Source organism: Roseburia sp. 831b, assembly GCF_001940165.2.
Taxonomy (GTDB): domain Bacteria; phylum Bacillota; class Clostridia; order Lachnospirales; family Lachnospiraceae; genus Roseburia.
The window spans coordinates 1,827,501-1,840,214 of the sequence record NZ_CP135162.1; the positions used below are offsets into that span (position 1 = coordinate 1,827,501).

10 protein-coding genes are annotated in these 12,714 nt (G+C 41.7%); 2 read left to right on the top strand and 8 right to left on the bottom strand.

The window, feature by feature from the left end:
- The first annotated feature begins 261 nt into the window (after nucleotides 1-261).
- Entirely contained in the window at nucleotides 262-1,668 is a 1,407-nt protein-coding gene (locus BIV16_RS08415) for an alanine/glycine:cation symporter family protein (RefSeq protein ID WP_075681680.1), read from the top strand.
- Nucleotides 1,669-1,767: 99 nt separating this feature from the next.
- Here the strand turns inward: BIV16_RS08415 and radA are convergent, their stop codons facing one another.
- From radA to BIV16_RS08450, 7 genes are all read right to left on the bottom strand, one after another.
- Nucleotides 1,768-3,132, bottom strand: a complete 1,365-nt coding sequence (gene radA / locus BIV16_RS08420; RefSeq protein WP_075681869.1) for a DNA repair protein RadA — start codon at nucleotides 3,130-3,132, stop codon at nucleotides 1,768-1,770.
- A 120-nt stretch (nucleotides 3,133-3,252) separates the two neighbouring features.
- Nucleotides 3,253-3,669 (bottom strand): endosialidase, encoded by a 417-nt coding sequence (locus BIV16_RS08425; protein WP_075681682.1) that lies wholly within the window; start codon nucleotides 3,667-3,669, stop codon nucleotides 3,253-3,255.
- Between the two features lie 106 nt (nucleotides 3,670-3,775).
- Complete coding sequence (locus BIV16_RS08430; RefSeq protein WP_075681684.1) at nucleotides 3,776-6,232, bottom strand: ATP-dependent Clp protease ATP-binding subunit; 2,457 nt, start codon at nucleotides 6,230-6,232, stop codon at nucleotides 3,776-3,778.
- Between the two features lie 32 nt (nucleotides 6,233-6,264).
- Entirely contained in the window at nucleotides 6,265-8,097 is a 1,833-nt protein-coding gene (locus BIV16_RS08435; RefSeq protein ID WP_075681686.1) for a cadherin-like beta sandwich domain-containing protein, read from the bottom strand.
- 576 nt (nucleotides 8,098-8,673) lie between these two features.
- The gene (locus tag BIV16_RS08440) at nucleotides 8,674-8,880 is read right to left on the bottom strand and encodes a hypothetical protein (protein WP_075681688.1); all 207 of its coding nucleotides are present in this window, start codon (nucleotides 8,878-8,880) and stop codon (nucleotides 8,674-8,676) included.
- Nucleotides 8,877-9,227, bottom strand: coding sequence for a hypothetical protein (locus BIV16_RS08445; RefSeq protein ID WP_075681690.1), 351 nt, complete (start codon nucleotides 9,225-9,227; stop codon nucleotides 8,877-8,879). Before BIV16_RS08445 ends, BIV16_RS08440 begins: the two co-directional genes overlap by 4 nt.
- A gap of 277 nt (nucleotides 9,228-9,504) precedes the next feature.
- The gene (locus BIV16_RS08450; protein ID WP_075681692.1) at nucleotides 9,505-10,401 is read right to left on the bottom strand and encodes a radical SAM protein; all 897 of its coding nucleotides are present in this window, start codon (nucleotides 10,399-10,401) and stop codon (nucleotides 9,505-9,507) included.
- 160 nt (nucleotides 10,402-10,561) lie between these two features.
- Between BIV16_RS08450 and BIV16_RS08455 the strand changes: the two genes are divergently transcribed.
- The gene (locus tag BIV16_RS08455; protein WP_075681694.1) at nucleotides 10,562-11,803 is read left to right on the top strand and encodes a 6-phosphofructokinase; all 1,242 of its coding nucleotides are present in this window, start codon (nucleotides 10,562-10,564) and stop codon (nucleotides 11,801-11,803) included.
- On the opposite strand, the gene BIV16_RS08460 is transcribed toward BIV16_RS08455, so the two are convergent.
- Nucleotides 11,778-12,698: an alpha/beta hydrolase gene (locus BIV16_RS08460; RefSeq protein WP_075681696.1), complete on the bottom strand. Its 921-nt coding sequence runs from the start codon at nucleotides 12,696-12,698 to the stop codon at nucleotides 11,778-11,780. The genes BIV16_RS08455 and BIV16_RS08460 overlap by 26 nt on opposite strands.
- Nucleotides 12,699-12,714: the final 16 nt, after the last annotated feature.

Sequence of the window (12,714 nt, forward strand, 5' to 3'; positions counted from 1 at the left end):
TTTGACACATTTTTCTTTTTTCGTCCCTTTTCTTTGATTACACCTTATTTTCATTGACTTTTAGGGAAAAGATTGTTATCGTATTTAGCAAGTTATATAAGTTGCATGAGTAATAATTCACGTCTTATAAGTTGTACTTATATTTATAATAAGTGCAATGACAGGATTATGTTCTTATATTATATTATAGAGTTCTTTTTTACAATATAAAACAATTGAATTATTGGATGCAACGCACTATTGAATATGAGGAGATTATAAATGGAAACTATCGCAAACATTCTTATACAGCTCGATAATATCGTCTGGGGCGTTCCTCTTATGATATTAATTTTAGCTGGAGGAATTTTACTTACCTTCCGTTTGGGTGTTTTACAGGTTCGTAAACTTCCACTTGCTTTGAAATGGATGATAAAAAATGAGGAACATGGTGTCGGCGAAGTAAGTTCTTTTGCTGCACTTTGCACCGCTCTTTCCGCAACCATTGGAACCGGCAACATCGTCGGGGTTGCAACTGCTGTCTGTACCGGAGGACCAGGCGCACTTTTCTGGATGGTTGTTGCCGCATTCTTTGGAATGGCAACAAAATATGCAGAAGGTCTTCTTGCAATCAAATATCGTGTTGTCACTGAGGATGGGCATTCCCTGGGTGGTCCCTTCTATTATATCGAACAGGGTATGGGTGCAAAATGGAAATGGCTCGCAAAGCTTTTCGCATTCTTTGGTGTCCTTGTCGGCCTTCTTGGAATTGGAACAATTACACAGGTAAACGGTATTGTAAACGCGCTTCGTAATTATTTTGATCCGGAAAATGCAAAACTTATCACACTTCCTGGCATCGGTCAGTATTCCATCATTGTCGTGATTGGTGCAATTGTTGTCACTTTCTTTGTTGCCCTTGTTTTGATTGGCGGCATCAAGCGTATTTCCGGGGTCGCACAGATTGTTGTACCTTTTATGGCAGTCCTTTATATTTGCATTTGTATGATTTTACTTCTTTGTAATCTTTCCTCGATTCCTGCAGCTATTGGAACTATTATAAATGGAGCTTTTCATCCACGTGCTGTTACAGGCGGTGTGGTCGGCAGTGTTTTCGTCGCAATGCAAAAAGGAGTGGCTCGCGGTATCTTTTCCAATGAAGCCGGTCTTGGCTCTGCGCCAATTGCCGCTGCAGCTGCACAGACAAAAGAACCTGTCCGCCAGGGACTTGTCTCCATGACCGGAACCTTTATCGATACTATTTTAATCTGCAGCATGACCGGACTCTCTATTGTCATCACCGGTGCATGGCAGGTCGAGGGATTAGAAGGCGTTGAAGTTACCACTTACGCTTTTCAAAATGGGCTTCCTCTCCCTGCTAAAGCAGTTTCTTTTATCATCATGCTTTGTCTGACCTTCTTTGCATTTACCACCATCCTTGGATGGGATTACTATTCCGAGCGCTGCCTGGAATATCTGGTGGGCGGTCAGAAAAAATCGATTCTTATCTACCGTTGGCTTTATATTCTGGTTGTGTTAATCGGACCATTTTTGACCGTATCTGCTGTCTGGACGATAGCAGATATTGTAAACGGGCTTATGGCATTTCCAAACATGATTGCAATCTTTTCTTTAAGTGGAATTGTGGTAAAGGAAACAAAAGATTTCTTTAAACGGCATTTGAAATAAACCTGCCTTTTCCCATAAAAATACCGACCTCCAATCGTTAGATTTTTAGGTCTAACTTTTTGGGGTCGGTATATTTTTTAACTTTTGCAGGTCATTTCCTTATTTGATAAAATCAATTGCCTCTTTTACATTCCTTACTCCGACGAGACGGATTCCATCTATCTTTTTTAATGTGTCCATACATGCCTGTGGCAAAATACAGGTATCAAATCCTAGTTTTCTTGCTTCTAACACTCTTTGTTCTGCCATGTTTACAGCTCTTACTTCGCCACTTAAACCAACCTCTCCAAAGCAAATCGTGTGTTCGTCAATTGGAATCTCTTTATAGCTTGATATCAGCGCCAGCACAATTCCCAAATCAATCGCCGGTTCATTCATCTTGATTCCGCCTGCAATGTTAATGTATGCGTCACACTCTCCCATTCTGATTCCGAGTCTTTTTTCCAAAACGGCCATCAAAAGATTCACTCTGTTATAATCGGTTCCCGCTGCAGTTCTTCGCGGCATTCCAAAGTTGCTGCGGCATACCAGCGCCTGGATTTCCAAAAGAATCGGCCTCGTTCCCTCCATCGAACAGGCTACCACAGAACCGGACGCTCCCTGCGGTCTTCCGTTTAGCATAAACTCCGACGGATTCTCGACCTCACTAAGGCCATCCTCCCGCATCTCAAAAACACCAATTTCATTGGTGGAGCCAAAACGATTTTTCACCCCTCGCAAAATACGGTAGGCAGCGTGTCTGTCTCCTTCAAAATAAAGCACTGTGTCGACCATATGTTCGAGTACTCTCGGTCCCGCAACAACACCTTCTTTTGTTACATGTCCAACAATAAAAATCGAAATATTCATGCCCTTTGCAATCTGCATGAGCGTTCCTGTGGATTCTCTTACCTGTGAAACGCTTCCCGGAGAAGAAGAAACCGCTTCCCGGTACATCGTCTGAATCGAATCAATCACTACCACCTGTGGTTTTTCTCTTTGAATCACTTCCTCAATGAGGTCTAAATTCGTCTCGCAAAGCAAGGACAGGCTATCCCGAAATGTGCCAATTCGCTCTGCTCTGATTTTAATCTGCTGAAGAGATTCCTCCCCTGAAATATATAAAACCTTTATCTGTTGCTCTGAGAGATGCTTGCACACCTGCAAGAGCAGGGTTGACTTTCCAATTCCAGGATCACCGCCCACTAACACCATGGAACCCGGAACAATTCCACCGCCAAGGACACGGTCAAGTTCCTTTATCTGTGTTGACATTCTGTCCTCTTTTGTCATTTCAATCTTAGAAAGCGGCAGCACCTGCAAATCACTTTTTCTTACCGCCCCTGCTTTGTGAGCTGATTTTTTTTCAACCATCTCCTCCACAAAGGTGTTCCATTCCTTGCAGCCCGGACACTGCCCCATCCATTTTGCAGATTCATAACCACATGACTGACAAAAAAATACTGTTGTTTTCCCTTTTGCCATCTGTCCTCCCTTTCTTTTCACCCGTAAAATATGATTCCCTGTATCGTATCTGTTTTGTGTAAAGCAAGAACCCGTACCATCTGAATGGCCGGGTTCCATCACACTCATATCCGATTTGGATTAATTCTTCTTTACCACTGCAACTTTTACCTGATCCTGATTTTCAAGTTCAACACTCAAGCTAAGCTTACCACCAAGGTTAGTTTTCATGCATCCTGCATTCACTCCATCAATGGTAATCTCATATTCTGTTTCTGCTTCTAATTCAAGTGTAATCTGTGCATCTTCTGTACCTTCTACCCCAAATGTAATCCCTGTATCCGTTACATTTAAATTACTTACGGCCGTTCCTGGTACTGACTCATAAACAAACATACCGTTACGTTCTAATTTGGTGATTTCCTGAAAGGTCTTTACTTTATAAATATCGCCTTCATGTTCAAAATTATCAAGTTTTGCCTTTGTCTGTAAAGAATAGTCCCCAAAACTAATGGTACCGTCTGCTTCTGAACGAATTAATTCACTAATAACAGCCATTTTTTCCTCCTGTGACAGTCCTTTGACTGTCGTAAAAATTTTGTAAATTAATTATATAATAATCTTTCTTTTTTTTCTAGTGGTTCCAAAAGATTTCCGTATTTTTTTACTTTTTCTCTGTCTCAAATACGATTTTCTTATTCTTGGTTGTCACAATCACCTTATCCCCTTTTCGAACCGTTCCATCGAGAATTTCTTCCGCTAACTTGTCTTCGATTTCATCCTGGATTTTGCGGCGTAATGGTCTTGCTCCATACTTTGGTTCATAGGCTTTCTCTACAATGTATTCCTTGACGCTGTCACGAATCACAAGCTGGATGTCAAGCTGACTCTCGCAGCGTTTGATTAAAGATGTCGTCATAATCGTGACAATCTTTTTCATATCACCCTTATTCAGCGAGCGGAACACAATGGTTTCATCAATACGATTTAAAAATTCCGGGCGGAAAATATGTTTTACCTCTTCCATCACGCCCTCTTTCATTCTGTCGTAATTGAACTTTTCATCATCTACCGATGCAAACCCTAACTTCTTTGGTTCTACAATAGACTGTGCCCCTGCGTTTGATGTCATAATAATAATGGTGTTCTTAAAATCAACTTTTCGCCCCTGGGAATCCGTGATATGTCCGTCATCTAATACCTGTAATAAGACGTTGAACACATCTGGATGCGCTTTTTCAATCTCATCAAACAAGATGACAGCGTAAGGATTTCTTCTGACTTTTTCACTGAGCTGTCCGCCTTCCTCATGGCCTACATATCCTGGAGGGGAGCCAATCATCTTTGACACACTGTGTTTTTCCATATATTCAGACATGTCAACCCTTATCATAGCCTGCTCATTTCCAAAAACTGCTTCCGCAAGTGCCTTGGAAATCTCCGTTTTTCCAACACCGGTAGGTCCAAGGAACAGGAAAGAACCTATCGGTCTGTTTGGATCTTTCAATCCTACCCTGCCTCGTCTGACAGCCTTTGCAACTGCAGTCACCGCATCTTCCTGACCAATTACCCTTTTGTGAAGCGTTGTCTCTAATTTTCTTAAACGCTGTGCCTCTCCCTCTGTTAATTTTTTAACAGGGATTTTTGTCCAACCGGAAACAACATCTGCAATTTCATTTTCTCCGACTGTTGGAACTTTTCTTTGCAGACTCTTCTGGTAACGTTTCTTTAATTTTTCAATATTTTGTTCGATGGACTCTTTTTCTGCCTTCGCTGCTTTGGCAGCCTCTAAATCCATATTGGAAAGGCTTGCTTCCAATTCCTCTTCCAGCTCTTTGACACGCATCTGAAGGTCAATGACTTCCTGCGTATTGCTGTAACTTCCAAGTCTAACCTTCGCAGCTGCCTCATCCATCAAGTCAATTGCCTTATCTGGCAGAAAACGGTCATTAATATAGCGCGCTGAAAGCTGTACTGCCGCTTTTACCGCTTTATCTGTAATCTTCACCTTATGATGTGTTTCGTATTTGCCACGCAAGCCCATAAGAATCTCGATTGCGCCCTCTTCTGTCGGTTCTTCTACCGTCACCGGCTGGAATCTACGCTCTAAGGCTGCATCCTTTTCAATGTATTTACGGTACTCTTCGATTGTAGTCGCACCGATAATCTGAATCTCACCACGTGCCAGGGCTGGCTTTAAAATATTAGATGCATCAATGGCACCTTCTGCACCACCCGCACCAATAATCGTGTGGACCTCGTCAATAAAAAGAAGTACATTTCCGGCCTTTGTCACTTCCTGAATAATCTTTTTAATTCGCTCTTCAAACTCTCCACGATATTTAGAGCCTGCCACAATTCCAGATAAATCTAACGCAACCAGGCGCTTATCTGCAACGGTCTGTGGCACCATGCCAGAGATAATTCTCTGGGCAATTCCTTCAATGATTGCTGTTTTTCCCACTCCAGGTTCCCCAATCAAACATGGATTGTTCTTACTTCTTCTGCTGATAATCTGGATGACTCTTGCAATCTCTTCTTCTCTTCCGACAACCGGATCTAATCCACCTTCTTTTGCAATCTGTGTCAAATCTCTGGAATACTGGTCTAATGTCGGTGTTCCTTCTGCTCTTTTTTTCTTTCCGTTTCTTCCGTTCTGGAATTCATCACGGAATTTGTTTGGGTCTTCCCCCATCGCAATAAGGGTATCCACATATAATTTTTGAATATTGACCCCTAACGTATTCAAAAGCCTTGATGCCGCACACTCGTTCTCTTTTAACATGGAAAGCAGGATATGCTCTGTTCCAACCTGCTCACTGGCAAATCGTTCTGCCTCTTTTTGTGCACATTCTAAAACTCTTCTGCTTCTCGGTGAATAGCCTTCTCTTTCAAGTAATGCGATATCTGAATTTGGTGCAATCAGCTCTTCAATAAGTTCTAAAACTTTTTCCAGATCTACACCATTCTCAGACAGAACCAAAGCAGCTACACCTGTTCCTTCTTTTAATAAGCCTATTAACAGATGTTCTGTTCCTATATAATTATGCTTTAAGGACCTGGACATTCTGTTTGCAATGTCCAACGCCTTTTTTGCTTTCACGGTATATGATTTCTGCATCCTGATGCCTCCTATACTTTGAAGTATTCCCTTTATAAATCGTTTAAGTCGATGACTTCAATCTCATCTTTTTCTTCTTTTGGCTCCGAAGGCTTCGTATTTTTCTTTGCCCCCTTCTTTACCACCGGTTCTTCTTCGAAATCATCTTGGAAATCGTCATCGAAATCATCCTCTTCTTCAAACATTTCCTCTTCCAGTTTCCGGTTCTTTCTCTTTTCTCTCCAGGATAATTTTCTTTCTTTCAGCTGTACGTCTTCTGGATTTTCATCCTCGGCAACCTCTTCCTCTATTGTTGTCTTAAATCCGTCGAGTTCGTCCTCACCTTCCTCGAAGTCTTCCTCATCATCCTCCTCAAAACGGTTGCGGCCGCCTCTTCCACGAAGCAAAAGATTCACAATTACAATCACACAAATTACACAGAGTACAATCAATGCACCAATGATTTTTCTAAAATGTGATTTTTCTTTGGAAAGCTGGTCCGAAAGTTTGTTGTACTCACTTTGCAGACGCTCTAAATCGTCACTTTGTGTGTCATCTTCCTCTAAAGTACCGTTTAATCTCTGGACGGTCTGTTCCACACTGTCATACTGGTACCATCCCTCTGCACCATCACTGTTCATGGCATAGAACACATAAAACTCCGGTATTGCACTCTCATCTTCCGCCAATTGCTGGTAAGCAGTAACGGTTCCAACTTCGTCGATTGTAAAATCAGCCTCTGTATAATTTGATGGAATTGTCACATCTAACGGTGCCTGCAATGCAATCAGGTAACGGTCTCCATAAACGATTTTAACAAATGGATAAAAAATGCCTCTGTTCTGGTCATGCACATAAAATGCTCCCTGACCCTCTCCGCTTTCCGGAACAAGGTAAAGCATCACAAGATTTCCTTTGTCAAAACTGATTCCTTTATAATCCACACCCTGATAAGACACTGTCGCAGCAGAAAAGTCTTCCGGGATTTCATCTTCAGTAAAATCTTCTGATATGATATATGCAACATCATTGATTACAATTCCACTTGTGGCAGCGGTTTCCTCCTCTGTCTCACTTTCTGACTCTTCCGTCTGTTCCTGACCACCTGCACTCTTTGTCACAACAATCGTGTAAGTTGCTGTCACACCATTTTCTGCTTTAACTACAACTTTAATTGTATTCTGACCCTCTACAATGTTTTCATTTCCAGTTATAGATTGTATCGTTGCTTTCTCATTACTTGGCTGGGCATCCACTGTAATACTTGTGACATCAGCATCAACACTTGCTGTATATTTGGTCGTATTATACTTAAATGCCGGTGACAAACTTCCCGAAGAAAGGCTTAATGATTTTAAGGAATTGTCGCTGGAAAGATTCGCAGCATTGGTATTATCTGTACCTCCTGTATTTTCGTTATTTCCAGAAGTACTTGTGGATCCAGCATTGTTTACAGCAACTGTTGCACCTGCACTCGTGTTCATGCTTATCTTTTCTGCTGTATTTGTCTTACTTGAATCTGTGACATTCGCACTAACCGTTCCATTTCCTGCACCTATGGTCTTAAATGTAATGTTCTCTGAAAATGAACCACTGTCAGTATCCATTGCCAAATTCAGCGTTCCACTTCCTCCGCTGCAATTTTTAGAACTTACGTACTGTAAAACACTCGCATCATAATTAATGGCAAGTTGATATTTCGCAGCTGTTTCTCCACTAACATTTACGGTTACCGTAACACTCTCATCCATGTTTGCATTTGATGGTGCACTCACAGATAATGATGCAGACTCCGCCTTTACCTGTATCGGATGATGAATTGCAGTGAAAAGGAAAAACCATAGAAAGAAAATCAAACAAACACTACTTTTCTTTGCTTTTTTCATTTTATCCATCCTTTCATATTCCCTTACTGTTTCCATTAAAGATAATTGAGATTATACCTTTATCTGTAACGGAAAACCTTTTTCAGTTTATTTCATAAATTTCCTCCAAGAAAGTACCATTTTCTACATACTTACTCAGTCTCATTATATGAAATTCCCTCTACACCGTCAACCTAAATATAGTGATTTTTTACCAGTAACTACTATATTTAGTCCATCCGGCAGCTTCTTTTCCGATAAAGATTCGGGTGTCAAAAGGTTGCTCACAAATTAGTTATTGGCAAATTGCATAAAGACAAGACTCTTTTAGTGACTTTGAGGCAACATTAGAAAATCTTAGTATGCCTTTCTGTCCCAAGTGATGTTCTGCCACGGACGGCAGAACAAGGCTTCACGAGCCATGGATGGCTCGTTGAATGCCGGTCACGTTACTTTGAAATAATCTTTGTCAGGCATACTTAGATTGTTCTTATGTTCGCTCATCGGAACAAAATTGGCTTGTCATTGTGTAATTTGCCAGTAAGAAAACTGTAAGCAACCTTTTGACACCCAAATCCGATAAAAAAATCAAAGCCTCTATTTCTTTCCTTCCCCTAAATTAAAAATAAGTAATGTTCCCCAGAAGATTCCACTCAGACTGCAGTAGGAGGCTGCAAGCACGGTATGGCTGCAGGTTTCAATGCGCATTCCTGTAAAAACAAGTACAACAGCCACTACACCAAGTGCTGCAACAAGTGCAATCAGTCCACACAATCCTACCAATTCTTTATCAATCGATTTCATTCCCAATTCCTCCATTCTTTTGCATTTTTCCATGGAAAGCATGCTTTATCATCCAAATACACGTCCGCAAATATTTTTCTTGCGTCCGTTCCATACTGCTCTATAATTTCTGGCAGATTCTGATTGATAGCATCAAATGTCAGTCCAAACCCTTCACACCAGTTCACTGCCTCATCTAACTGCTCTCCACACCGGCACGTCCAAAGAATCACCTGCTTTCCCTGTTCCCGAAGTCCTTTTAAAATCTGAATCAGATACAAATTAGGTGTTCCTATCTTTGGATAGCAGTCGGTACAAAGTGTTCCATCAAAATCCACCGCCACAATCTGATATTCTTTTTCCATCATATTCTCATCCTCTTTCTAAAACCTGTCCTATCTTACAAAACCAGTTCCAGCTTCCAAACGATTCGTTTCCTCTTTATCTAGTCTGGCTTATCCGGCTTTTTGATGGTTCTATCATAATTCACATTGTGTCCTATAAATCGTACACTTCTTTTTGCGCCATCAACGTTTGCGCCATCAAAAAAGAAGCAGACAATCTCTACTACGAGGCGCCACCCCATTCTTAGAGAATGCTTGCTTCTTTTCCTGTTCTTTCTATATTGAATTCCTGTTTGCCAGATTACACTCCTTCGCAGTTAAAATCCGGTATAAAACTTTCCTCTGCGGTCTCACCCTCCTGAATAAAACCATTTTCCACTCCAAGGTCAATTGCAAAATCAACCACCTCATCGTATTCGTCTCCCGTCAATTTTCGATTGAGTTCCGGGTACTTTTCCACATTTTTTAAGGGTGTGAACTGGTTCATGATACTAAGATAGATGGTATCCCCATATGTTTCATAAAGATAACGGATGATGTCCTTGGAATCCTCCATGCAGCCTGGCAAAATCAGGTGCCTTACAATCACACCGCGCTGCATCAGCTCCTGCCCCTCTTTTTCGTAAAAGGATGCCGCTCCCGTCTGCCTTACCATCTCAGCTACAACTTTTTTTGCCACCTCTCCATAATCAGGTGCATGCGAATATTTTTTGCTTAGGGAACTGCTCATATACTTAAAATCCGGAAGATAGATATCCACAATTCCTTCTAATTCCCGAATCGAATCCACATTTTCGTAGCTGCTTGTGTTATATACAATGGGAAGATTTAACCCTTGGTTTCTCGCGCGCTCAATCGCCGGCACAATCTGCGGCACAAAATGGCCTGGTGTGACCAGATTGATGTTATTGGCTCCTTTTTCCTGAAGTTCTAAAAAAATCTCGCTAAGACGCTCATTGGAAATCTCTTTTCCAACGCTTCCATTCGCAATCTCCTGATTCTGGCAGAATACACAGTGCAGGGCACAGCCACTGAAAAACACCGCCCCTGACCCTTTTTCTCCTGAGATGCACGGCTCCTCCCAAAAATGGAGGGCAGCCCTCGCCACCTTGAGCGTACTGGTCTGACCACAAATCCCTTTTTCACCTAATTTCCTATTTACAAAACAATTTCTAGGACATAATGTACATTTTTCCATACGATTACTCTTTTCTTTCTATTCAAAATGAACCTTGATTCCCATTTCTTTTTTCGCTATGATAATGGATAGTATGTCCGCTGGCAAATTTGACCCGGACGCATTCATTATACATGAAAATATTGTATTTTGAAATAGAATTGAAAGGTTGGTTATTTTCATGAGTAAGAAAAATTGTATGGTAGCACAGTCCGGAGGTCCCACAGTTGCAATTAACTCCAGTCTCGCTGGTGTGATTACAGGTGTAGTTGAATCACAGGAATATGACACCATCTATGGTTCCGTCAACGGAATCCTTGGAATTTTAAACGAGCGCTATCTGAATCTGACAGAGGAGATTGCCAAAAAAGACGGTGCCATCGACACCTTGATTACAACTCCTGCCATGTTTTTAGGTTCCTGCCGTTATAAGCTTCCAAATTATCTCGATGACGATTCTTCTTATGTTTATATTTTCAATCAGTTTGAAAAATTAAACATCGGCGCATTCTTTTACATCGGTGGAAACGATTCCATGGATACCGTATTAAAGCTTTCCGAGTATGCAAAAAGAATCGGGAGTGACGTTAAGATTCTTGGTATCCCAAAAACGATCGACAACGACCTTTGTGAGACCGACCACACCCCAGGTTTTGGTTCCGCAGCAAAATATGTCGCATCTTCTATTCTTGAGATTGCACACGATACGTTCATCTATGCCGTAAAGAGTGTTACGATTATTGAGGTTATGGGACGTGACGCCGGATGGCTGACCGCCGCATCCGCCCTTGCAAGAAATGAGTACAATGTGGCTCCACATTTGATTTATCTGCCGGAAGCTCCTTTTGATAAGGATGATTTCCTTTTGGATGTAAAAAAGATGCTTTTTACCTGCAACAATGTCATTGTCGCCGTCTCTGAGGGAATCCGTGACCGCGAAGGCAATTACATCAGTGCCTCCGAACAGTCCGTTGATACTTTCGGTCACAGCCAGTTAAGCGGTGCCGGCAAGACACTGGAATTTCTGGTAAAAGAAAAATTAGGCGTAAAAGTGCGCTCTGTCGAATTAAACGTGTTACAGCGCTGCGCTTCCCATCTTGCATCAAAAACCGACCTTGAGGAAGCATTTGCTCTTGGGAAAAAAGCCGTAGCCCTTGCAGAACAAAATATAACCGCATCCATGGTAACCATGAATCGTACTTCAAACAATCCATATACCATTGAATACGGTTATGCAGAAATTAAAAATATTGCAAACGAAGCGAAATCTGTTCCAAGAGAATGGATTAACGATGCCGGAAATGATATTGAACAACCTTTGGTGGATTACTTAACCCCGTTAATCCAAGGCGAATCCCAGGTTCAATATAAAAACGGACTTCCGGCATATCTGAACGTTAGTCATTTAGCAGAACTTCAATAAATTTTCCGATTTCAACCCATGCTTTTTTAGATTCCGGGAGAAGCAGCATCGCCATCTGAAAAATATGAAACATTCCTTCATAAATACTAAGGCGTACCCTTACTCCCTGCTCTCTTGCTTTTGCGGCAACACTCACCGAGTCACTCAAAAGCATTTCGTAAGAGCCAACCTGAATGAGCATGGGCGGAAATCCTCTGAAATCTCCATAAAGTGGTGAGATATAACTATCCATCGGATCGTGGTCTCCCACATAATCTTTGTTATAAATCAAACTATCTCTTGTATTTCCAAATAACGGATCTTTTTCAAAATTTGTCTCATAAGATTCTCCGCTTGCCAGCAAGTCTGTCCAAGGCGACATGGCAACGATTCCACAAGGAAGCGGCATCTTATGGTCATTTAGATAGTGGCAGAGCGCCATTACAAGCCCTCCGCCTGCCGAGTCCCCTGCCAGAATAATCTGATAACCAAAATATCCCTGTTCCAGCAGCCACTGGTAAGCAGCCACTGCATCCTCTAGTGCCGCCGGATATGGGTGTTCCGGTGCCACACGGTAATCGATGGTAAGTACACTCATTCCCTTGCTGACTTCGTTATACAATCCCGCAAACGTACGGTATGCATTTCGCATCGCGCCGATGTATCCGCCTCCGTGAAGCTGTAAAATAATTTTTTCCTGATTCGGATTTTCCTTCGATTCCAGCAGTTCCATCGTAAAATTCGGAAGTTCTATCTTGGTCATCGTAAAGCAATCCGGACATTTCCACGGTGGCTCTACCAGATTTTTTCTAATCTCACCATTTTTGAATTTTCTGCCAATCAGATTATCATTTGTAACGTGTGCAATCAAATCGCGCACTACTTTTCCCCTGATACTTGTCTCATGGTCTCTCATTCCATTTATACCTTTC

Coding starts and splice junctions, on each gene's coding strand:
- BIV16_RS08460 (WP_075681696.1), bottom strand. CDS start 12,698: ATGAGAGACCATGAGACAAGTATCAGGGGAAAAGTAGTGCGCGATTTG.
- BIV16_RS08445 (WP_075681690.1), bottom strand. CDS start 9,227: ATGATGGAAAAAGAATATCAGATTGTGGCGGTGGATTTTGATGGAACA.
- BIV16_RS08455 (WP_075681694.1), top strand. CDS start 10,562: ATGAGTAAGAAAAATTGTATGGTAGCACAGTCCGGAGGTCCCACAGTT.
- BIV16_RS08450 (WP_075681692.1), bottom strand. CDS start 10,401: ATGGAAAAATGTACATTATGTCCTAGAAATTGTTTTGTAAATAGGAAA.
- BIV16_RS08425 (WP_075681682.1), bottom strand. CDS start 3,669: ATGGCTGTTATTAGTGAATTAATTCGTTCAGAAGCAGACGGTACCATT.
- BIV16_RS08430 (WP_075681684.1), bottom strand. CDS start 6,232: ATGCAGAAATCATATACCGTGAAAGCAAAAAAGGCGTTGGACATTGCA.
- BIV16_RS08415 (WP_075681680.1), top strand. CDS start 262: ATGGAAACTATCGCAAACATTCTTATACAGCTCGATAATATCGTCTGG.
- BIV16_RS08435 (WP_075681686.1), bottom strand. CDS start 8,097: ATGAAAAAAGCAAAGAAAAGTAGTGTTTGTTTGATTTTCTTTCTATGG.
- BIV16_RS08440 (WP_075681688.1), bottom strand. CDS start 8,880: ATGAAATCGATTGATAAAGAATTGGTAGGATTGTGTGGACTGATTGCA.
- radA (WP_075681869.1), bottom strand. CDS start 3,132: ATGGCAAAAGGGAAAACAACAGTATTTTTTTGTCAGTCATGTGGTTAT.